This is a genomic window from Mesorhizobium sanjuanii (assembly GCF_002529485.1).
Classification (GTDB): Bacteria; Pseudomonadota; Alphaproteobacteria; order Rhizobiales; family Rhizobiaceae; genus Mesorhizobium; species Mesorhizobium sanjuanii.
In genome coordinates this window covers 21,751-42,523 of the sequence record NZ_NWQG01000091.1, presented here as the reverse complement: position 1 = coordinate 42,523, position 20,773 = coordinate 21,751, and the positions used below count along the sequence as shown (strand labels likewise).

The 20,773-nt window shown below is 64.3% G+C and carries 23 protein-coding genes; 5 read left to right on the top strand and 18 right to left on the bottom strand.

What is annotated here, in order from left to right:
• Positions 1-161 precede the first annotated feature (161 nt).
• Entirely contained in the window at positions 162-839 is a 678-nt protein-coding gene (rpe, locus tag CN311_RS15495) for a ribulose-phosphate 3-epimerase (protein ID WP_097574663.1), read from the top strand.
• Positions 840-863: 24 nt separating this feature from the next.
• Here the strand turns inward: rpe and CN311_RS15490 are convergent, their stop codons facing one another.
• From CN311_RS15490 to CN311_RS15480, 3 genes are read right to left on the bottom strand one after another with little or no spacing between them, the layout of a single operon-like run.
• Positions 864-2,237: an amidohydrolase family protein gene (locus CN311_RS15490; RefSeq protein WP_097574662.1), complete on the bottom strand. Its 1,374-nt coding sequence runs from the start codon at positions 2,235-2,237 to the stop codon at positions 864-866.
• Complete coding sequence (locus CN311_RS15485) at positions 2,237-3,103, bottom strand: dioxygenase family protein (RefSeq protein WP_097574661.1); 867 nt, start codon at positions 3,101-3,103, stop codon at positions 2,237-2,239. The genes CN311_RS15490 and CN311_RS15485 overlap by 1 nt, the downstream gene beginning before the upstream one ends.
• A gap of 30 nt (positions 3,104-3,133) precedes the next feature.
• Positions 3,134-4,012: a fumarylacetoacetate hydrolase family protein gene (locus CN311_RS15480; protein ID WP_097574681.1), complete on the bottom strand. Its 879-nt coding sequence runs from the start codon at positions 4,010-4,012 to the stop codon at positions 3,134-3,136.
• Positions 4,013-4,149: 137 nt separating this feature from the next.
• On the opposite strand from CN311_RS15480, the gene CN311_RS15475 reads away from it, so the two are divergent.
• Both CN311_RS15475 and CN311_RS15470 read left to right on the top strand, forming a co-directional pair.
• The gene (locus tag CN311_RS15475; RefSeq protein WP_245440836.1) at positions 4,150-4,443 is read left to right on the top strand and encodes a YciI family protein; all 294 of its coding nucleotides are present in this window, start codon (positions 4,150-4,152) and stop codon (positions 4,441-4,443) included.
• 166 nt (positions 4,444-4,609) lie between these two features.
• Positions 4,610-5,383, top strand: a complete 774-nt coding sequence (locus tag CN311_RS15470; protein ID WP_097574680.1) for a GntR family transcriptional regulator — start codon at positions 4,610-4,612, stop codon at positions 5,381-5,383.
• A 6-nt stretch (positions 5,384-5,389) separates the two neighbouring features.
• Here CN311_RS15470 and CN311_RS15465 read toward each other — a convergent pair whose 3' ends face one another.
• A complete protein-coding gene (locus CN311_RS15465) occupies positions 5,390-6,160 on the bottom strand; it encodes an SDR family NAD(P)-dependent oxidoreductase (protein ID WP_097574659.1) in 771 nt (256 codons plus the stop codon).
• A 143-nt stretch (positions 6,161-6,303) separates the two neighbouring features.
• On the opposite strand from CN311_RS15465, the gene CN311_RS15460 reads away from it, so the two are divergent.
• Complete coding sequence (locus tag CN311_RS15460; RefSeq protein ID WP_097574658.1) at positions 6,304-7,668, top strand: malonyl-CoA decarboxylase; 1,365 nt, start codon at positions 6,304-6,306, stop codon at positions 7,666-7,668.
• Positions 7,669-7,680: 12 nt separating this feature from the next.
• Here CN311_RS15460 and CN311_RS32975 read toward each other — a convergent pair whose 3' ends face one another.
• Positions 7,681-7,905 carry a hypothetical protein gene (locus tag CN311_RS32975; protein ID WP_208866502.1) on the bottom strand — a complete coding sequence of 75 codons (225 nt, stop codon included), beginning with the start codon at positions 7,903-7,905 and terminating at the stop codon, positions 7,681-7,683.
• Between CN311_RS32975 and CN311_RS15455 the strand changes: the two genes are divergently transcribed.
• A complete protein-coding gene (locus CN311_RS15455; protein ID WP_097574657.1) occupies positions 7,894-9,420 on the top strand; it encodes a malonate--CoA ligase in 1,527 nt (508 codons plus the stop codon). The two genes, CN311_RS32975 and CN311_RS15455, sit on opposite strands and share 12 nt — an antisense overlap.
• Before the next feature lie 11 nt (positions 9,421-9,431).
• On the opposite strand, the gene CN311_RS15450 is transcribed toward CN311_RS15455, so the two are convergent.
• From CN311_RS15450 to CN311_RS15390, 13 genes are all read right to left on the bottom strand, one after another.
• Entirely contained in the window at positions 9,432-9,683 is a 252-nt protein-coding gene (locus CN311_RS15450; RefSeq protein ID WP_208866500.1) for a hypothetical protein, read from the bottom strand.
• A gap of 109 nt (positions 9,684-9,792) precedes the next feature.
• Complete coding sequence (locus CN311_RS15445; RefSeq protein ID WP_097574656.1) at positions 9,793-10,188, bottom strand: cupin domain-containing protein; 396 nt, start codon at positions 10,186-10,188, stop codon at positions 9,793-9,795.
• Between the two features lie 28 nt (positions 10,189-10,216).
• A complete protein-coding gene (locus CN311_RS15440) occupies positions 10,217-10,936 on the bottom strand; it encodes an SDR family NAD(P)-dependent oxidoreductase (protein ID WP_097574655.1) in 720 nt (239 codons plus the stop codon).
• A 19-nt stretch (positions 10,937-10,955) separates the two neighbouring features.
• On the bottom strand, positions 10,956-11,255 hold the full coding sequence (locus CN311_RS15435; RefSeq protein ID WP_097574654.1) for a putative quinol monooxygenase: 300 nt from the start codon (positions 11,253-11,255) through the stop codon (positions 10,956-10,958).
• Between the two features lie 17 nt (positions 11,256-11,272).
• Complete coding sequence (locus CN311_RS15430; protein ID WP_097574653.1) at positions 11,273-12,250, bottom strand: zinc-dependent alcohol dehydrogenase; 978 nt, start codon at positions 12,248-12,250, stop codon at positions 11,273-11,275.
• Positions 12,251-12,269: 19 nt separating this feature from the next.
• On the bottom strand, positions 12,270-13,262 hold the full coding sequence (locus tag CN311_RS15425; RefSeq protein ID WP_245440835.1) for a Gfo/Idh/MocA family protein: 993 nt from the start codon (positions 13,260-13,262) through the stop codon (positions 12,270-12,272).
• 74 nt (positions 13,263-13,336) lie between these two features.
• Entirely contained in the window at positions 13,337-14,116 is a 780-nt protein-coding gene (locus CN311_RS15420) for an SDR family NAD(P)-dependent oxidoreductase (RefSeq protein ID WP_165779715.1), read from the bottom strand.
• A 55-nt stretch (positions 14,117-14,171) separates the two neighbouring features.
• Positions 14,172-15,239 (bottom strand): 2,3-butanediol dehydrogenase, encoded by a 1,068-nt coding sequence (locus CN311_RS15415; protein ID WP_097574650.1) that lies wholly within the window; start codon positions 15,237-15,239, stop codon positions 14,172-14,174.
• 22 nt (positions 15,240-15,261) lie between these two features.
• Positions 15,262-16,029 carry an SDR family NAD(P)-dependent oxidoreductase gene (locus CN311_RS15410; RefSeq protein ID WP_097574649.1) on the bottom strand — a complete coding sequence of 256 codons (768 nt, stop codon included), beginning with the start codon at positions 16,027-16,029 and terminating at the stop codon, positions 15,262-15,264.
• Positions 16,030-16,086: 57 nt separating this feature from the next.
• On the bottom strand, positions 16,087-17,055 hold the full coding sequence (locus tag CN311_RS15405; RefSeq protein WP_097574648.1) for an ABC transporter permease: 969 nt from the start codon (positions 17,053-17,055) through the stop codon (positions 16,087-16,089).
• Positions 17,055-18,017: an ABC transporter permease gene (locus CN311_RS15400; protein ID WP_097574647.1), complete on the bottom strand. Its 963-nt coding sequence runs from the start codon at positions 18,015-18,017 to the stop codon at positions 17,055-17,057. The genes CN311_RS15405 and CN311_RS15400 overlap by 1 nt, the downstream gene beginning before the upstream one ends.
• On the bottom strand, positions 18,014-19,534 hold the full coding sequence (locus CN311_RS15395) for a sugar ABC transporter ATP-binding protein (protein WP_097574646.1): 1,521 nt from the start codon (positions 19,532-19,534) through the stop codon (positions 18,014-18,016). Before CN311_RS15395 ends, CN311_RS15400 begins: the two co-directional genes overlap by 4 nt.
• A 68-nt stretch (positions 19,535-19,602) precedes the next feature.
• Positions 19,603-20,757 carry an ABC transporter substrate-binding protein gene (locus CN311_RS15390; protein WP_097574645.1) on the bottom strand — a complete coding sequence of 385 codons (1,155 nt, stop codon included), beginning with the start codon at positions 20,755-20,757 and terminating at the stop codon, positions 19,603-19,605.
• Between the last annotated feature and the right edge of the window lie 16 nt (positions 20,758-20,773).

The window sequence follows — 20,773 nt, the reverse complement described above, 5'->3', positions numbered from 1 at the left end:
CTATCCGCACCTGTCCCCGCCGGAGCAATCCGGCGGGGCTGGTTGTCGACATTTGAAGTCATCGCGGCGGGGACAAACCGGCTTCCCCTTTTCCAGATCATGGTCTAGCAAGTCGATCCAGACGAAGCGCCCGCAAGCGGGGCGTCTGGAAAGGCCGCATCATGAGCAAGAAGACCCTGATCGCGCCATCGGTGCTGGCGTCGGATTTCTCCAGGCTCGGCGACGAGGTCGAGGCGGTGGCGGCGGCCGGCGCCGACTGGATCCATCTCGACGTCATGGACGGGCATTTCGTGCCCAACATCACCTTCGGCCCGCCGGTCATCAAGGCGATACGCAACCGCACCAAGGCGTTCTTCGATTGCCATCTGATGATCGCGCCGGCCGATCCTTACCTGGCGGCCTTCGCCGACGCCGGCTGCGACGGCATGACGGTTCACGCCGAGGCGGGGCCGCATCTCGACCGTTCGCTGCAGACCATCAGGAATCTCGGCAAGAAGGCCGGCGTCTCGCTCAACCCGGCGACGCCGGAAAGTGCTGTCGAATATGTGCTCGATCGGCTCGACCTGATCCTGATCATGACCGTCAATCCGGGCTTCGGCGGCCAGGCGTTCATTCCGGCCATCGTCGACAAGGTGAAGCGGGTGAAGGCGCTGATCGGCGAACGACCGATCCGCATCGAGATCGACGGCGGCGTTTCGCCTGAAACGGCTCCGCTGGTCACCGCCGCCGGCGCCAGCGTGCTGGTCGCCGGTGCCGCCATCTTCAAGGGCGACGGCGTCGAAGCCTATCGGGCGAACATCGAGGCGATTAGGACAGCGGCGGACAAGGCGGCCGCCTGAACGGCGACCAGCTGACGCGGCGTCTCAGCCGTTCAACTGCGTCGGGATGCCGAGCTGAGAGACGATGCGTCTGCCCGAAGCCTCGAGGTCGCGTTTCACGCGGCCCGTATCGTTCCACAGCAGCTTTCCGTCGCGCTTCCTGAACTGGCCTGCGATCATCACGGTTTCCACATTGCCGACATTCGACTGCATGATAACGGTCGAATAGGGATCGTGAACCGGCCACATGTTCCAGTCCGTGGCGCGCAAAATGGTGATGTCGGCCTGTTTGCCGGGCGTCAGCGAGCCGATCCGGTCGTCCAGCCCCAGCATCCTGGCGCCTTCCAGGGTGATCCAGCGCAGCGCGTCCCGGGTAGAGACAGTGCAGGCTTCGGGGATCGTGCCGGTTGTACGGCGCGACAGATCATTGTCCAGCGAGCGCTGGCAGGCGAGCGCCATGCGCGCCACCGTGAACATGTCGGTGGAAACCAGCGATTCGATATCGACGCCAAAGGAGGGCTGCCCGCCGGCCGCCAATACCCGGCCCGTGATGGGAAAGCCGTGGCCTTGCGTCATCTCGTTCTCCGGCGTCACCGTGAAGGAGACGCCGGCGCCGACGAACCGCTTGATCTGTTCGTCGCTCAGATTGTTGCCATGCACCACATTGATGCCGGGTCCGACCAGCCCTTCGCCTTCCAGCGTCTCCCAGCCGCCCGGCGTCCTGGCCTCGCCGCCGCCCTGATGCATCGAGGCGACCATGCCAAGCTCGCGCGCCAGCCGGAAATCGGCGCGGGCGACATCCATGGTCGAGTAATGTGGGCCGAGGATTGCGAGCCCAACCGTCACCAGCTGGTCGCGGCCGCCGAAGCGGTCGCGCAGCAGGCGCTCGATCTCGTGGCGCGGATGCGGCACTTCGGAAAAATGCGGCTGGCCGGGTTTCGGATCGGGCTTCGGCGATCCGTGCAGGAAGACCGAGCGGATGCCGCTTTCGAACAGCGCCTCGACCGCGGCATCGGTATGGTCAGGTGTCGGATTGTTGTGACACCAGTCGCCGAGCGTGGTTGCTCCGGCATTGATCTGACCGATCGCCCCGGCAAGCGTGGCAATGTAAATGTCCTCGGGCCGGAAGGCTGTCGCCAGGCCTCGGTGCACCCAGCGGAAATATTCGAGCAGCGTCATGTTGGAGGTGAGGCCGCGCAGAGCGGTCTGCCATGTATGCATATGGCCGTTGACGATGCCGGGAATGACGATGCGCCCGCGCCCGTCGATCACCTCCGCCGCTTCGGCGGGCAGGTTCTGCCCGACGGCGGCGATCCGGTCGCCGACGACAAGCACGTCGCCGTCGAGGAAATCGCCGACGCTGTCGTCCATGGACAGCACGATGGCGTTGCGGATGAGAGTGCGCGGCTCTTGCGCCATCAGCCATTGCCTTGTAGCGGCACCAGCGTGAAATCGAAATCGAGCCGCTTGTCCGGCCGTCGTTCAAGGCCGGGAGGGCCGGTGTCGCCGGCGCGCATGGTGTCCAGCCTTCTCACCAGCGGTTCGCGCACGCCGAAGACGGCGTCGTTGTCGACGAATTTGTCATGGGTGAAGAAGATCTCGGTGACGATCGGCTTGTGGCGCTCGGCCCTGACGATGAAGTGGAAATGCGACGGACGCCAGGGCGACCGGCCCGCCGCCGCCACGACGGCGCCGACCGGACCGTCCATCGGGATCGTATAGGGCGCCGGCTCGACGGTGGTGAAGGCATAGCGGCCCTCGGCATCGCAGGCCTGCTTGCAGCGCAAATTCTCGTCGTCCTGGGCCGCGTCCTGCGTGGCGTATTCGCCTTTCGCATCGGTCTGCCACATGTCGACGATCGCACCGGGGATAGGCTTTCCGGCCGTGTCCCGCACGATGCCGGTAAGCAGCACGGTCGTGCCTTCATTGCCCTTGACCAGATCGGCGCCGAAGGGAACCGTCGGGCTGTCATCCGAATAGAAGGGGCCAAGCACACTGCCGATGGTGGCGCCCGGTGTCGCGTTCAGAAGGTCGACCAGCGAGGTCACGCCCATGACGTCGGAGAGCAGCGCGAATTCATTGCGCTTGTCGTCGCTGATCTGACCGGCGCGCCACAGGAAATCGATCGTCGCCAGCCATTCCTCATGCGTCAGCCCGACCTCGCGGACAAAGGCATGGACATGGTGGGTGAGCCGCTGCAGTAAATGATGCAGGCGCGGATAGGGCGCGTTGCCCCAGGCCTGCTGCACGGCTTCGGTGATGTTGTCGGCGGTGATGTCGCGCATGGTGCCGTCTCCTCCCGTACCGGCTGTCACTCATTTGGCGGTGGAACGTGTCCCAGGCTCTTCGGCCGCGATGCTGTTGCGAAGGACGCCGATGCCTTCGATCTCGACCTCGACCACATCGCCGGGGCCCATCCAGAGCGGCGGCGTGCGCGCATAGCCGACGCCTTGCGGCGTGCCCATCGCGATCATATCGCCGGGCTCAAGCGTCATGAACTCGGAAATGATCGAGACCGCCATGGCAACCGAAACCATCATATCGGCGGTGCTGGCATTCTGCACCGTCTCGCCGTTCAGCCGGCAGGCGATGCCGAGGCCGGAAGCGCCGGCGGGAAGCTCGTCCGCTGTCACGATGACCGGACCGACCGCGCCCGTCCTGTCGAAATTCTTGCCGGGCGTCCATTGATGCGTCTTGCGCTGGTAATCGCGGATCGAGGCGTCGTTGAAGCATGTGTAGCCGAACACGTGATCGAGCGCATCGGCCTCCGCGATATAGCGGCCGGACCGTCCGATGATGACCATCAGCTCGGCTTCGAAATCGAGTTTTTCCGAGACGCGCGGCGCGATGATCGCCTCGCCCGCCGGCAGCAGCGATGTTGCCGTGCGCAGGAAGATCGCCGGATAGTCCGGCACCGCGTAGCCGCCTTCCTGTGCATGCGCGCGGTAGTTCAGCCCAAGGCAGACGATCTTGCCTGACGGTTCGAAGGGAAGCGCCAAAGGCGTCGTCGCCAGCGGTTGCCAGGCGGCGGGCGGCAGGACCTCGACCTGTTTGGCGATCGCTGCAAGCCCGTCCTTGCCCCAGTTGATGAGTTCGAGCAGGTCTGGGCTCGACGAGCCGAGCACGGCGATGTCGGTCCCGCGCACGACGCCGAGCCGCCGCTCGCCATCCTCGATGCAAACCGCAAAGCGCATGAAGTCCTCCTGCAATCTGCCTTCTGTTAAAATCGCTAATTTTATCGATGTCAATATATTATCGATTTTATTGCAAAGCTTTGCGCGCTTCCCTATGGTCGGGACACCAGACCGATTCAGGCCCACGCAGGAGAAAAATGCCCATGCTTTTCGCCATCCATGCCCTTGACGGAGACAATGGCCTGCAACGCCGGCTGGCCAGTCAGGATGCGCACAAGGCGCATCTGACGACGGCTGCAACCTATGGCGTCACCCTCATTATGTCCGGACCGCTGGTGGAAGACGACGGCGCCACGATGAAGGGCAGCCTGTTGATCGTCGACGCCGACGGGCGGGCGGCGGTCGAGGCTTTCAATGGCGCCGATCCCTACAGGAAGGCCGGCGTCTGGGGCAGCGTGACCATCACCGCCTTCCAGAAGCGCCAGGGCTGACACCCGGAAATCACTGTCACATCGGCTGGCAGCAGGGCGCGATCGTCGCCTTTTGATCCGGGCACGATCTTGCCCTTGAGGGGCGCAAGCCCGACATTGTAGGATAGGCGAGGAGCCCGACCACGGCATGGATAAGGGCAACACTACGCAGGCAACAGGAGCCGCATTGACGTACTCAACGGCCGATGTGAATGACGAGGGCGCGGGCCCCAAAAGCACGCTCGCCAGCACCGTCTATCATCAGCTTCGCGACGATTTGCTGCACGGCGTGCTTGAAACCGAAAGCAAGCTGCGGGTCGAATGGGTGGTTTCGCGTTACGGCGCCGGCGCTTCGCCCGTTCGCGAGGCGCTCAACCGGCTTGCCTCGGAAGGCCTGCTCGGCCGTCACGACCAGCGCGGCTTCTTCATCATGCCGCTCAGCGCGGCTGAGTTGGAGGAACTGACGCGCACCCGTTGCTGGCTGGAGGAGCGGGCGTTGCGCGAAGCCATCGCCAACCGCACACATGAATGGGAAGAACAGCTCGTGCTGGCGCTGCACCGCCTGTCACGCACGCCGCGCCGTTTGCCTGAGGATCCCCTGGCGATCAGCTCAGATGCGACCAATCCCGCCCCAACCAATCCAGATTGGGAGAAGCTGCATCGCGCCTTCCACCGCACGCTGATTTCGGCCTGCCGGTCGCGCTGGCTGGTGGGTTTCTGCGATCAGCTTGCCGACCAGGCCTATCGCTACCGCCAGATGGCGCGCGGCGGCGCTGGCGTTCAGCGCGACGAACTCGGCGAGCATCGCCTGATCGCCGAACGTGCCCTTGACGGCGACGCCGATGGCGCGGTCCAGGCCTTGCTCGACCATTACCGCCTGACGACGGCACTGTGCATGGAGCGCTTCAGCCAGAGCGAGGAACCGAAGACGGCCTCGGGCAAGGCGCGTAGGCGGCAGTAGGGGCTTTCAGCCTGCCGTGCTGCCGCCATCGACGAACAGGACATGGCCGGTGACGAAGTCGGAAGCCCTGGCCGCCAGGAAGATCGCGGCGCCGACGAACTCCTCCGGCTCGGCGGGGCGGTTGAACGGAATGCGCGACATGAAGAGATCGCGCACTTCCGGTGTCTTGAGGATGAAATCAGCAAGAGGTGTCTTGATGACCGACGGTGCGATGCAATTGACGTTGATGCGATGCTGCGCCCATTCCGTCGCCAGTTGACGCGTCAAAAGATGCACGGCGCCCTTGCTGGTGCCGTAGCTGACATAGCCGAGCGGATGACCGACAAGGCCGCGCACCGAGCCGATGGTGATGATCTTGCCGCCCTGGCCGCGCGCGATCATGCCGCGCGCCACCGCCTGTGCCGGCAGGAACGTGCCTTTGACGTTGATCGCCATGATGCGATCGAATTCCTCAGGCTCGAGGTCGACCGCGGCGGTGCGCCTGGCAAAGCCGGCCGCCGTCATCAGAATGTCGATCTTGCCGAGCGCCGCCTCGGCCTTGGCGACCGCGTCGGCAACGCTTGCCGCATCGGTGACGTCGCAGGGCGCCCCGATCACCGTGCCCTTGGTCTCCAGCCCCTTCACTGCGGCGTCGACCTTGTCGGTGTCGACATCGGAAATGACAACCGAGGCGCCGGAGGCGAGGTAGGCTTCGGCGACCGCGACGCCGAGCCCGCCGCCGCCACCGGTGATGAAGGCGACCTTGCCGGCCAGCGTGAATTGCCCTGCCACATCCATAAAAATTCATCCCTCAGCGAGAAAACCCTCAGGTCATTTTTAGCGATTTTCATTGCCGCGTCAAAGTTATATCGATATTTTTTGGAGAGACTTCGCGTGTTCCCGAGCCTGCCTCCGCGGCTCCAATTCAGTGGTCAGGATTGATGGACCGCAGCCCCTTCTTCGCCGATCTCCTGAACACCATCGCCGATCGCGGCCGGATGATGCTGAACCTCGTTCGCGGCGACGAGCCGGTCTCGGCCGACAGCCTGGCGCGTCTTTGCACGCGCTTGCTTTCCAGCCAGGGCGAGGCCTCGGGCGTCGCCTATGCCCGCGAAATCCTCGAGCGCTGGCGCACTCTTGCTGCCGACGGAAGGCTGGCCTTCCTGCATGTGCTGCGCGATCGTTTCGGCACCGATCATGGCAGGCTTGCCGATGCGGTGGATGCCTATCGCGACGCACCCGACGACCACACGGCGCTCGCTCTGCATGACGCCGCCGAACCGGCCAGACAGGAGCTGCTGCGCCGCCTCAACCTTGCGCCCGGTGGCATCGAGACATTGGTGCGCATGCGCGAGGATTTGCTCGCCCGGCTGCCCGCGTCACCTGATCTTGCCCTCGTCGATGCCGACTTCACGCATCTTTTGTCGTCATGGTTCAACCGCGGCTTCCTGGTGCTGCGACGGATCGACTGGGCGACGCCGGCCAACATCCTGGAAAAGATCATCCGCTACGAAGCGGTGCATGCCATCCACACCTGGGACGATCTGCGCCGCCGCATCGAACCCGACGACCGGCTCTGCTATGCGTTCTTTCACCCGCAGCTCGGCGATGAGCCGCTGATCTTCGTCGAGGTCGCGCTCACCCGTGCCATGCCCTTGACCATCGCCGAGCTGCTTGCCGATGAACGGCCGCCGGTGCAGCCGCGGCAGGCGACGACAGCGGTATTTTATTCCATCTCCAACTGCCAGGAGGGCCTGCGCGGCATCTCCTTCGGCAATTTCCTGATCAAGCAGGTGGTCGAGGATCTGCGCCGAGACCTTCCCGGCCTGACCGATTTCGTCACGCTGTCGCCGGTGCCGGGTTTTGCCCGCTGGCTGGCCGAACAGACCGATCCAGCCGCCGCCGAGGCGCTGAACCTCGTCGCCAACCAGGGTTGGCATGCGGACCCCGCGCTGCGCGAGCGCGCGGGCCAGCACTTGCTCCCTCTGGCGGCGCAGTACTTCCTCGAGGCCCGCACCACCTCAGGCAAGGTGATCGACCCGGTCGCGCGGTTCCATCTCGGCAATGGCGCGCGGCTGGAGCGCATCAACCTTCTCGGCGATCTGTCGTCGCGAGCCTTGCGGCAGGCGCATGGCCTGATGGTCAACTACAGCTACAAGCTCGACGACATCGAGAAGAATCACGAGCTGTTCGCCGCCAAAAACGATGTGGCGGCCGCACCCACTGTGCGCCGCCTCCTGCCGAAAGCAGCAGTGAGGCCAGCCACGCCGCAGCTTTTGCCGCCTGGCCGATCCGCCCAACCCTAGAGCCGGATGATTTCAGGCCCGAATAGACCTGAAATCTGAATCCGGCTCTAAATCAAAGAGATAGAGCATGATGTCGTCCAAAAACCGCTTCACACTTTTCGGCATCATGCTCTGGAGCAATTCCAGGAAAAGTGTGAAACGGTTTTTCGTCCGGAATTGCGCAGAAACAAAGAGATAGAGCGGTTCGGCGTTTCCGTGAAACGATGAACCGTTCTGGAGGGAAAGATGAGCAATCATTTGTTCGATGCGTTTCGCGCCCGGATGCCGGCGCCCGGACGGCTCTTGATGGAGACGGATGACGGGCGCTCGCTGACCTATGGCGACATGCTGGCGCGGTCGGCGCAACTGGCGCACGCGCTGCTGCAACTGGGCGTCGAACCGGGAGACCGCGTCGCCGTCCAGGTCGAGAAGAGCCCTGAGGCGGTTCTCCTCTATCTCGCTTGCCTGCGCGCCGGTGCCGTCTTCCTGCCGCTCAACACCGCCTATACGCTGACCGAGCTCGGCTATTTCTTCGGCGATGCCGAACCGCGCCTGGTCGTCTGCGATCCCCAAAGGGCAATCGATATCGAACCGCTGGCGCAGGCATCAGGCGCTACGACCGTGACGCTCGGCCGCAATGGCGAAGGCTCGCTGACCGAGCAGGCCTCGCGCCAGTCGACGGATTTTCACGACGTGGTGCGCGGACCGGACGATCTGGCGGCGATCCTCTACACGTCGGGCACAACCGGCCGCTCGAAAGGCGCCATGCTCAGCCATGAAAACCTCGCCTCGAATGCAAGGGTGCTGGTCGAGCACTGGCGTTTCACCAGCGCCGACGTGCTGATCCACGCGCTGCCGATCTTCCACACGCATGGCCTCTTCGTCGCCACCAATGTCATCCTGATGGCCGGCGCCTCGATGCTGTTCGAAACCAAGTTCGATCCGGCCCGCATCGTCTCCCTGCTGCCGCGCGCCACCGCGCTGATGGGCGTGCCGACCTTCTACGTGCGCCTGTTGCAGCAGGACGGCTTGAACGAACAGGCGGCCAAAAACATCCGCCTGTTCGTATCCGGATCGGCGCCGCTGCTTGCCGAGACGCACAAGGCTTGGCGCGAGCGGACCGGCCATTCGATCCTCGAGCGCTACGGCATGACCGAGACCAACATGAACACGTCGAACCCCTATGATGGCGAGCGCCGCGCCGGCACGGTCGGCTTTCCCTTGCCCGGCGTCGCACTGCGCATCGCCGATCCCAACGACGGCGGCACACTCACGCAGGGCGAAGTCGGCATGATCGAGGTGAAAGGGCCCAACGTCTTTGCCGGCTATTGGCGCATGCCGGAAAAGACCAAAGCCGAGTTCCGCGACGACGGTTTCTTCATCACCGGCGATCTCGGCCTGATCGACGCCGACTTCTATGTCCACATCGTCGGGCGGGGCAAGGATCTGATCATTTCCGGCGGCTACAACATCTATCCGAAAGAGGTCGAGAGCGAGATCGACGCGCTTGCCGGCGTCAGCGAAAGTGCCGTCATCGGCGTTGCCCATCCGGATTTCGGCGAAGGCGTCACCGCGGTCGTGGTGCGGGCGCCGGCCTCGACCATCGCTGCTGCCGATATCGTCGGCGCCATCGCCGGGCGGATCGCCAAATACAAGCACCCGAAGCAGGTGATCTTCGTCGACGAACTGCCGCGCAACACGATGGGCAAGGTGCAGAAGAATGTTCTGCGCGAGACCTACAAGGATCTCTACGCTTCGTCCAAAGCCGGCTAACGGCGCGGAGCTCAGGCAGCCGGCTTCTGCCGGTTCGGGAACACGGAGGGCCGCGCGTCGGGATGAGCCGGCATGGCGCGCGGCGCATAGGGCGCCTCGGCGCCCAGCTCCTCTGCCGCATGCCAGGCCCAGCGCGGATACCATATGGCGCCGCGCGCCATGCAGATGAAGTCGGCCTTGCCGCTGGCGATGATCTCCTCGGCCTGCCGCACACCGGTGATCAGCCCGATCGCCATCGTCGGAATATGCGCCTTGCGCACCATGAAGCCCCGCAGAGATCTTGGGCGAGGCTCAGAAAAAAAGGCCCGCTACTTGCGTAGCGGAGCCAGGTCCTGGGAGGAATTTGCAAGACGGGAAATGGCGGGGCGCCTGTCAGCCGGGCAGCTCGGCCTTTTCGGCTTCGCTGCCGGCGCCGCCCGGCGGCAGGAAACTCGCGGCGAAGGCCAGGGCGCGCAGCGGCTCGTCGCCGACGGGCGCGATCGTGTGCACGGCATCAGGCGGAATGTGGATCAGGTCGCCGGGCGCGACCTCGCGCTTTTCAGTGCCGATCTGCATCAGCGCGCGGCCCTTCAGCACGTAGTAGAATTCATGCGTGTTGTGCCGGTGCGGCTCCAGATGCGAACCGGCTGATATCTCGAACTCCGAGACATATTCGAGATAGGAGCCTTCGGTCTCGGCGCGCATCGCCTCCTTAGGAACCATGAAATAGGTGCGGCATGTACCGCCATGTTCGATGGTCGGTTCGATCCTTGCGTTGGTCACGTTCATGTCTTCCTCCGCTACTGAACGCAGCGCCTCACTGCGCCAGGTAACCGCCGTCGATCACCAGCTCGCTGCCGGTGATGAACGATGAATCGTCGCTCGCCAGGAACAGGCAGCCATTCGCCACCTCGCGCGGCGTTCCCATCCGACCCATCGGCGTCTGCGCGATGATGCCGGCGTTCATGTCGTCAGACTGCGCTTCGACCAGCGGCGTGCGGATCAGCCCGGGATGCACCGAATTGACGCGGATGTTTTCGGGCGCGTAGGTCACCGCGGCATTCTTGGTCATGTTGCGCACGCCGCCCTTGGCGGCGTTGTAGGCGGCCGCGCCCGCGACCCCGACGCTGCCCCAGATCGACGAGAAATTGACGATCGAACCCTTGCCTGCCCTGCGCATGGCCGGCAGCACCGCCTTGATGCCGAGAAAGCTGCCGGTGAGGTTGATGGCAACGACCGCGTTCCAGGCGTCGAGATCGGTTTCCATGAGCTGCTCATAGGCGCGCACGATGCCGGCATTGTTGACCAGAATGTCAAGCTTGCCGTGCCGGGCGAGGATCGTCTCGACCGCCTTTTCCCAATCGTCCGGCCTGGAAACGTCCAGCGTCAGCGCCTCGATGCCCTTGGCCGGCTTCACCGGCTTGACGTCGCCGGCATAGACGGTGGCGCCTTCCTCGGCAAAGAGTTCGGCGACGGCGCGGCCGATGCCCTGCGCCGCGCCGCTGACCAGCGCTATCCTTCCATCAAGCTTTGCCATGAAGGCGCCTCCCCAGAATCTATTTGCTGATCATCGTCATCAGCCGGATCTGCGGCGGCACCGCGAACAGCTCGCCGGCGCGGCGGGCGAACTCGTGCAGGTTCGGCGTTTCCATGTGCTTGTCCCATTCCGCCCGGTCCTTCCAGTTTTCATAGAAGGTGAACTCGGCCGGCCTGTCGTCGTCCTGGTGCAGGTCGTAGTCGATGCAGCCGGGCTCCGACCGGGTCGCATCGATGAGCGACAGCAGGAATTTCTTGGTCTCGTCGATCATGTGCGGTCGGGCGACGAGATGCGCGACGACGGTCAATTGCTTGGACATGATTTTCTCCCCTTGGTTCAGGCTGTAAGCGTGACCTTGATGCACTGGCTGGCATCCTTGCCGAGCTCGAAGGCGGCAACCGCCTCGTCGAGGCCGAACGTGTGGGTCTGGATCGGCGTCAGGTCGATGCCGGTCCGCTCCAGGAAGCGGATCGCCGCCGGCCACACGCCTGGCGAGCCGATGCAGCCTCTGACCGTCAGGTTCTTGATCTGGATCTTGCCGAGCTCGACCGGGATCTTGCGGCCGATATTGATGCCGACCATCGACACGCGGCCGTCCTCGCGGGCGAATTCGAAAGTGTTGGCAAGCGAGGCGTCGTGGCCGGACGCCTCGACCACGAGATCGGCGCCCTTGCCGCCGGTCAGTTCCAGGACCTGTGCGACAGCGTCCTGTGCCGGATCGACGGCCTCAGTCGCCCCCAGCCGCAGCGCCACCTCGCGGCGGCGGGCGATCGGGTCGACGACGATGACGCGCGCGCCCATGCCGATCGCGGCCGCCGCCGAGACCAGGCCGATCGTGCCGCCGCCCGAAATCACCACGGTCTCGCTGGCATTGGTGCCGCCCGAGCGCAGCACCGCATAGAAGCCGCAGGTGAACGGCTCGATCAGCGAGGCACGCTTGTCGTCGATGCCTTCGGGCAGTTTGTGCAGCCAGTCCGGATTGACGGAGAAATACTCACGGTCGGCGCCATCCATCGAGAAGCCGAAATGGTGCAGCCGCTCCGGCGTGCGCACCACGCATTCGCCGACGACGCGGTCGCCGACGCTCCAGCCCTTGACGCCGCGGCCGACCTCGACGATCTCGCCGCACCATTCGTGGCCGGGCGTCACCGGGTAGGAGATCGGAATGATGTAGCGGCCGGCCAGGAGTTCGTAGTCCGAATGGCAGATGCCAACGGTCCTGGTCTTGATCAGGACCTCGCCATTGCCGATGCCGGGCATCGGCCTGTCGACGATCACAGGCTTGTCGGGGGTTTCAAAGACCAGCGCTCGCATTTCGATATCTCCGTCTCGTTCAGCCGACCGTCTCGACCATTCCGGTCGCCGCCGACTTGATGATGCTTTCGAGGATGGCGATGTTGTTGATCATGTCCTCGCCGGTGATCGGATAGGCCTGACGGCCGCGTACCGCCGCGGCAAAGGCCACCAGATTGTCGCGCACCGGTTCGGCAGGGCCGACCTCTTCCACCTCGATCGGTGTGCCGGTCGAGGCGCTGGTGACCACCCAGCCGGCCGGCGCCTCGACATGCGCCTTGTCGCGCACTTCGATCCAGCCCTTGGTGCCGAACACGGCAAAGCGCGAGACGAAGGGCGTGGCAAGCGTCGCCGAGACGTAAGCCGTGCCGCCGCCATGGAAGCGGATATGCGCGCTCAGCGTGTCGCCCTGCGGGATTTGCGATGCGAGGTTCTCGCAGGCGACACGGACATCGCGCGCCGGCCCCAGCAGCTTCGCCGACAGGTCGGTCAGGTGGATGCCGGTCGCGGTCATGCCCGCCGCCGGCGCCTGGCTGGCGTTCAGCCGCCAGTTCGACGGATCGAGGCCAAGGAACTTGTCATGGCTGAAATTCGCCTCGACCTGCAGGAGGCGGCCGAGGCGGCCATCCGCCGCCGCCGCCAGCATGCCGGCGATCGGCGGCTCGAAGCGCCGCTCATGCCCCATGCCGAGGACGAGCCCTGCCTCCCTGCACAGCGCCACCGCCTTTTCCGCTCCAGCCTTGGTCATCGCCAGCGGCTTTTCGCAAAAGACATGTTTGCCCGCCGTCACCGCATCCTCGATCTGCTGTTCGTGCAGCGAATGCGGCGTCGCCAGGATGACGGCTTCGACGTCGGGGTTCTCCAAGGCGTCGGCATAATTCCCGACCAGCGTCAGGCGATGCTCTGCGCAGAATTCCTCGGCTCCGGGCGCGGGTTCCACGGCGCAGACCACCTCGAGATGCGCCCTGGCGCCTTCGAGCACCGCCACCATCTTGCGGCCCCACCAGCCGAGGCCAACCATTGCCACCCTCACGGACCTATCCTGCGCTGAAGTCATGCTCGGTTCCGATTCTGATGCTGTCTCTGCCCGTGCTTCGAGCAGCGATCCTATGAAGCCGAGTAGCCGGCATCGGTCATCAGCACATGGCCGGTGATGCCGCTTGCCGCGTCCGAAGCGAGGAAGGCGACAGACGCCGCGATTTCGGCCGGCTGCAGCAGCCGCTTCATCGGTGTGTCGTTGATCCAGGTCGCCATCACGTCGGGCTGTGCGGCGCCGACCTTCTTCAGCATTTCGGTCTCGGTGTAGCCCGGCCCGACCGCATTGACGCGGACATTGTAAGGCGCCCATTCGACGCCGACGACGCGGCAGAGATGGGCGACGCCGGCCTTGGAGACGTCATAGCCGGCATGCAGTTCCGGCCGCACCGCCTTGATGCCTGCGATCGAGGAAATGCACACGATGCTGCCGCGCTTGCGCTCGACCATGCGCTTGCCGAAGGAGCGCACGCAAAAGAAGATGCCGTCGAGGTTGATCGACATGCAGCGCCGCCAGTCCTCGTCGGAATGATCCGCGGTCGTGCTTTCGTAGGAGATGCCGGCATTGGCGACCAGTATGTCGATCGCACCGAACTCCTCGTTGAGGCGGGCCGCGGCTTTCTCGACATCGGCGCTGTTGGTGACGTCGACCTTGATGCCCTTGGTCTTGAAGCCTTTGTCCGACCATTCCTTGGCGGCGTCGGTCACGCGGTCGGTAACGTCGGCAAGCACGACCGTCGCACCGAGGCTACCCAGCCGCTCGGTGATCGCGCTGCCGATGCCGCCGGCCGCACCGGTCACGATTGCCGTTTTTCCCTCGAGCGAATAGTTCGCGAATGCGTTGCTTGCCATTTCGATATTTCCTCCAGTCATTGCTTTTGGGTCACGGCAGCGGCATCGCCCCGTGCTAGACGCTCACCAGGATCTTCAAATGCTTGCCGGCCTTGTCGAGCAGGGCCTCGAAGCCTTTTTCCACCACGTCGTCGGCCGAGATCTTCGCCGTCACCACCTTCTCCAGCGGCAGGATGCCGGCCTCGACCATGCGGATGACGCGCGGCCATACCTGCACCGGGTAGCACCAGGTTGCCTCGACCGTGATGTCCTTCAGCGCCCACAGCATCGCATCGATGCTGGCAGGCTTCATGTGCAGGCCGGTCTGCACCACCTTGCCCTGCCGTCGCACCGCCCGGGCGCAGGCGTTGAGGCTCGCTTCCAGCCCGACGCATTCAAGCGCCACGTCGACGCCAACACCTTCCTCGGTCAAGTCGGCGATGATCTCGTCGAGATTGTCCTTGGTCGGATCGATGGCGATGCAGTCGGGCACCAGCTCCCTGGCCTTGGCGAGCCGATTGGGGTTCGGCTCGCTGACGAAGATCTGCGCCGCACCCGCCGCCTTGGCCGCCAGCAGCGTCAGCGCGCCGATCGGTCCGGCGCCGGAGACCAGCACGGTCGAGCCAGACTGCACGCCGCCACGGTCGGTGCCGTAGATGGCGACGGCGGCCGGTTCGATCATCGCCGCCTGGATGTCGCTGACGCCGGCCGGCACCGGCACCACATTGTAGTCGTTGACGATGGCGAGTTCGCTCATGCCGCCCCATTTCCAGCTCAGGCCGACACAGGCCATTTGCGGGCTGAGGTGATAGAGCCCGCGCCGGCCGAAATAATCGTCGCGCGGCGAGATCAACGGCTGGATCGAAACGCGATCGCCGACTTTCACATTCGTCACCCCGGAGCCGATATCGGCGACGACGGCGCTGAATTCGTGGCCGAGGATCTGCGGGTTGGTCGCGCCGCTATAGACATGCGGGGTAACAGGCGTGACGATCGGCCCGGCGATATATTCGTGCAGGTCGGTGCCGCAGATTCCGGTGATGACGGGCTTGATCAGCACGTCATGCGCGCCGAGCCGCGCTGTCGGCTCGGCGACGTCCTCGACCCTGATGTCCCTGGCTGCGTGGAATCGGACGGCTTTCATGCTCTGGTCTCCGGAAATGCAATCACTGTGTCGTGTAGCCGCCGTCGACGACGAGGCTGGCGCCGGTGACGAAACGCGCTTCCTCCGAAGCGAGGAACAGCACGCAGTTCGCCACATCCACCGGCTCGCCCAGGCGCAGCGGATGCTTCTCCTTCATCATGTCGAGATAGGCCTGCTTGCCCTTCGGATAGGTGTCGGCACACTTCATGAAGATCTCGGTCATGGTCGAGCCGGGATGCACCGCGTTGACGCGGATGCCATAGGGCGCGTAGCAGATCGCGTCCGTCTTGCTCATCATCAGCGTCGCGCCCTTGGTGGCGTGGTAAGGCGGGATGTCGTCATTGCCGATGAGGCCGTAGATCGACGAGAAATTCACGATGGCGCCGGACTTCTGCTCCATCATCGGCCGCACCGCGTATTTGGTGCACAGGAACGTGCCCTTCACATTGACGTCGAAGACCCTGTCCCACTCTTCGACCGTCACCTCATGCGCAAATTTGTTGGCGCCGGTGATCGCGGCATTGTTGACCAGGATGTCGAGGCGGCCCCATTTCTTGACCACCTTGTCGACCGCCGCCTGAACCTCTTGCTCCTTGGTGATGTCCACCTTCAGGAAGATCGCCTCGCCGCCGTCACGCGAAAGCTCCTTAGCCAGGGCCTCGCCGTCATCGGCGAGCACGTCGATGATCGCGACCTTGGCGCCTTCCTCGACGAAACGGCGAACCGTCGCGCCGCCAATGCCGCGGGCGCCGCCGGTGACGATGGCGATCTTGTCCTGAAGCCTGCCCATTATGTTTCCTCCTTGAACGATTGTCTTCGAGCCGGCCGCCGACTGCGCGAGCGGCTGCTAGATGCGCCGCCGCACGTAGAAGGCGGCGGCCAAGACGATGACCATGCCCTTGATGATGATCTGCAACTGCACCGGCAGCCCGAACAGCAGCACGGCGTTGAAGACGACGACCAGGATGGCGGCCCCGAACAGGCCGCCGAGGATGCCGCCCTGGCCGCCCGAAAGCGATATGCCGCCCATCACCGCAGCCACGATCGAATCCAGTTCGAAACCGCGTCCGACCCAATTGTCGACGATGCCGACATAACCGCTCAGCACCAGGCCGGCGATTGCTGCGAGCGCACCGGAAATGACATAGCCGATGATGGTGACGCGGTCGGCATTGATGCCGAGCAGCCGCGCCGTCGTCGGGTTGCCGCCGGTGATGTAGACCTCGCGGCCGAAGCGCGACTTGGCCAGCACGACGCCGAAGACGACCGCCAGCACGACGAGCAGCATCATGTTGTAAGGGACGCCATGCCATGTCGCCGAGCCGATCTGGCGAAACAGCGGCGGCACGTTGCCCGATGGCGCGCCTTGCGTATAGGCAAACCGAAAACCCTGCAGCACGATCATGGTGGCCAGCGTGGCGAGGAAGGGCGAAACGCTGCGCTTGGTCACCAGCCAGCCATTGACGAGGCCGGTTGCGATACCGATGCCGACAGCGACCAAAAGGATCGAAAGCACGTCGGAGTTCTGGCCGGAGAATCCGGTCGCGATGACCGCGGCGGTGGCCATCACCGACGACACCGAAAGGTCGAGGCCGCGCAGGATGATGACGAAAGCCTGGCCGATGACGACGATGCCGAGCGGTGCGACCTGCAGCAGCATGTTGGAGATGTTGCTGGTCGACAGGAAGGCCGGCGAGACAATCCCCGAGATGGCGATCAGGGCGATCAGGAAGATCGGCAACGCATACGAAGACAGCCGGCTTTTCATCGAAATCGCCGGACCCTCCGCGCCGCTTGCTTGAGAGACATCGACCATCAGACCCTCTTCTTCTTCTCGACATAGACCGACACCGCCGCGATTACGATCAGGCCCTGGGCGATGAGCTGGTAGTGCGTCGACACGTCCATGAAGTTGAGGACGTTGTTCAGGAGCGAGATGAGATAGACGCCGAGCAGCGTGCCGAAGACGCCGCCCTTGCCGCCGCTGAGCAGCGTGCCGCCGACGACCACCGGCGTGATCGACGCGAGCGTGTAGTTCAGTCCCGTGTAGGGCTGGCCGACGCTGAACCGGCTGGTCAGGTAGATGGCGGCCAGCCCGCAGCAGAAACCGGAAAATCCGTAGACCGTCAGCATCACCCGCGCCCTGGGCAGGCCCATCAGCCGCGCGCCGACCTCGTCGTCGCCGACGGCATAGATGTAGCGGCCGAGCCTGGCATAGCGCAGGAACAGCGCCACCAGCAGGAACAGGACGAGGATGAAGACGGCGCCGATCGGCAGGCCGAGCACCTTGCCATAGGCAAGGAAGTTGAAGCCCGGCGGCACCGAGCCCGCCGGCCCCAGCGAATAGAGCAGGACGATGCCTTGCAGCACCGCGCTCATGCCCAGCGTGACGATCAGCGGATGGACGCGCAGCCAGATGATGAGCAGGCCGTTGCAGATGCCGATCAGCAGGCCGAGCAGCAGGATGCCGATGGCCACCGGCAGCACCATCGACGCCTTGCCGGCGATCAGGCCGGAGGTCAGCGTCGACAAAAGGCTGATCATCGAGCCGACGGAAAGATCGATGCCGCCGGTCAGGATCGCCAGCGTCTGGCCGAGGCTGACCAGGGCAAGGCCCGTCGACTGCTCGAAGATGTTGAGGATGTTCGATGTGGTCCGGAATCGGTCTGAAATGAAGGCGCCGAAGATCAGCAGGATGACCAGCAGCGCGGCAACGACCAGGACGCCCTGGTTCGCGCGCAGCCTTGACGACAGTCTGATGGGAGCCAGCGCGGTCATTGGGCAAGGACCTCCGCCGGTGGGACCTTGCCGGTCGGATGCTGGGTAGCAAGGCTCATGATCGCTTCCTCGCTGATGTTGGCTCCCGTCAGTTCGCCGCTGATCGCGCCCTCGCGCATGACGACGACGCGGTCCGACATGCCGACGACTTCGGGCAGTTCGGAACTGATCATCAGGATGGCGATGCCCTCCCCGGCGAGGCCCCGCATGATGCGGTAGATCTCGGTCTTGGCGCCGACATCGACGCCGCGGGTCGGCTCGTCCAGGATCAGCACCTTGCGGCTGGTGCGCGCCCAGCGCGCCACGATCACCTTCTGCTGGTTGCCGCCCGACATCGTCGCCACGCTGGTCGCCGGACCGCGGCAGACGACCCGGTAATTGTCGATTTCCTTGCGGGCGATCTCGTTTTCCAGCCGCCGGTCGATCAGGCCGTTGCGGGTCACCGCCGAAAGGTTGGCGGCGCTGATATTGGCGGCGACGTCGAGAAACATCGCCAGCCCCTGTCCCTTGCGGTCCTCGGTGACGAAGCCGACGCCCTTGCTGATCGTCGTTGCCGGCGTGATCGCGTCGACCTTCTCGCCGTCGATCCACACGCTGCCGGACGACATCGGCAGGCCGCCGAATATGCCCATTGCCAGTTCCGTCCGGCCGGCGCCGACCAGGCCGGCCAGCGCCGTGATCTCGCCGGCCCGGACCTCGATGCCGGCGTTCCTGACACGGCCCTCGACGGAGATGTTCTCCGCCTTCAGCACCACCTTGCCAGGCTCGCCTTTCGGCTTCTTCGGCGGGAAGATGTCCTTCAGGTCGCGCCCGACCATCATCGAGATCAGCCTGTCGCGGGTGACATCGCCGATGTCCTTCGTCGCGACATGCGCGCCGTCCTTGAAGACGGTGACGCGGTCGGCGATCTGGAAGATCTCCTCCAGCCGGTGCGACACGTAGAGGATGGCGACGCCTTCGGCCTTCAGTGCCGCGAGCCTCGCGAACAACAGGTCGGCCTCGCGGCCAGAGATGACGGCGGTCGGCTCGTCGAGGATCAGCAGCTTGACCTTGTGGACCAGCGCCTTGGAGATTTCGACCATCTGCTGGTCCGCCACCGTCAGCTCCGAAACCAGGATCTGCGGATCGATATCGACGCCGAGCCTGCGCAGCAGGTCCGATGCGTCCTGGCGCGTGCGCGCGTGGTCGACGAAACCGAAGCGGTTGCGCCGCTCATGGCCGAGATAGATGTTCTCGGCCACGCTCAGGTGCGGAAACAGCACGAATTCCTGATAGATGACATGGATGCCGGCGTTCTTGGCGTCGGCGGGCCTCGCCCACTGAACGGGCTTGCCTTCGAATTCCATCTCGCCGGCGTCGGGCTTGTAGACGCCGGCCACGATCTTGATCGTAGTTGATTTGCCGGCGCCATTTTCGCCGACGAGCGCATGTATCTCGCCCGCGCGCACGTCGAGATTGACGCCCGACAGCGCCTGCACACCGATGAAGCTCTTTGAGATGCCCGAAAGATTCAACATTCGCTCTGTCCAATTTGCGGCGAGAGCCCGGAGCGCGTGCCCCGGGCCTGTACCGACGAAATCGAAGACTATTGCGGGTAGTCGACCTTGAAGGTCTTGGGATCGTAGTCCGGCCCCATGCCGCCGGTGATCAGCATGTCGGGCGCACCCTTCGGCACCACCAGGTCGGTCAGCCGCAGCGGCGTTTCGATCGACGGTGTGTTGTCGCCTTCCGAGACCGCGATCTGCGAGTTGATCGTATAGATGCAAGGCACCGGCGCACCGGCCAGCACCTGCAGCGCGACATCGACCGAGATGCCGCCCATCGCCGGCGGATAGCCGACTTCGAGCATCGGCACCTTGTGCTCGATCGCCATCTGCAACGGGCCGTTGACATCAGCCGTGGTGTGCGGCGGGATTTCGCCATCCTTGTAGCCGGCTTCGATGAAGGCCTCGATCGAACCCGGGGTCTGCAAGCCATGCGCCGACCAGACCGCGTTGATCTCCTTGCCGTACTTCGCGATCATCGCCTGCATCACCTGCTTGCCCTTGACCGGCGACCAGTCGGAATAGACGGTTTCGAGCACCTTGATGCCGGGATACTGCGCGAAGACTTCGCGCGCCGGCTTCTCGCGGTTTTCGGACGGGCTCGATCCTGCCTGGCCCGCCAGCATGATGACGTTGCCCTTGCCGCCCAGCTTCTCGACGATCCATTGCGCGAACAGGCGGCCCATCATGGCGTCGGACGCCGTCACGAAGGTGACAAAATTATCCGAGGCGATGCGGCGGTCGACCATCACCACCGGAATCCCTGCCGCCATCGCCTGCGACACTGCCGGATCGAGCGCCTGCTGCGTGTTGGCGCTGACGATCAGCAGATCGACGCCGCGCGAGATCAAATCCTGGATGTCGGCGACCTGCTTGGCGTCGTCATGGCCGGCATCGGTGATGATCAGCTTCTTGATCTGGTCCTTGTGCTTGGCGGCGGAGGCCTCCATGGAATGCAGCATCACGACGCGCCAGGAATCGCCGAGGCCGGCATTGGAAAAGCCGATCGTGTAGGGGCCTTCCTTCTTGTACTGCGATGTGTCCTTGAAGCAGACGTCGGTGTCCGGATTGTAGAGATAGGTCCTTGGAGCGCCGTTGTAGAATTTCGCATCCTGCGCCAGAACCGGGGCTGCCAAGGCGGCCAGACCGGCAGCGCCCACCAAAAGCATGGCAAAGCGTCTTGAGATGTTGCTCATTTAGAAGTTCCTCCAC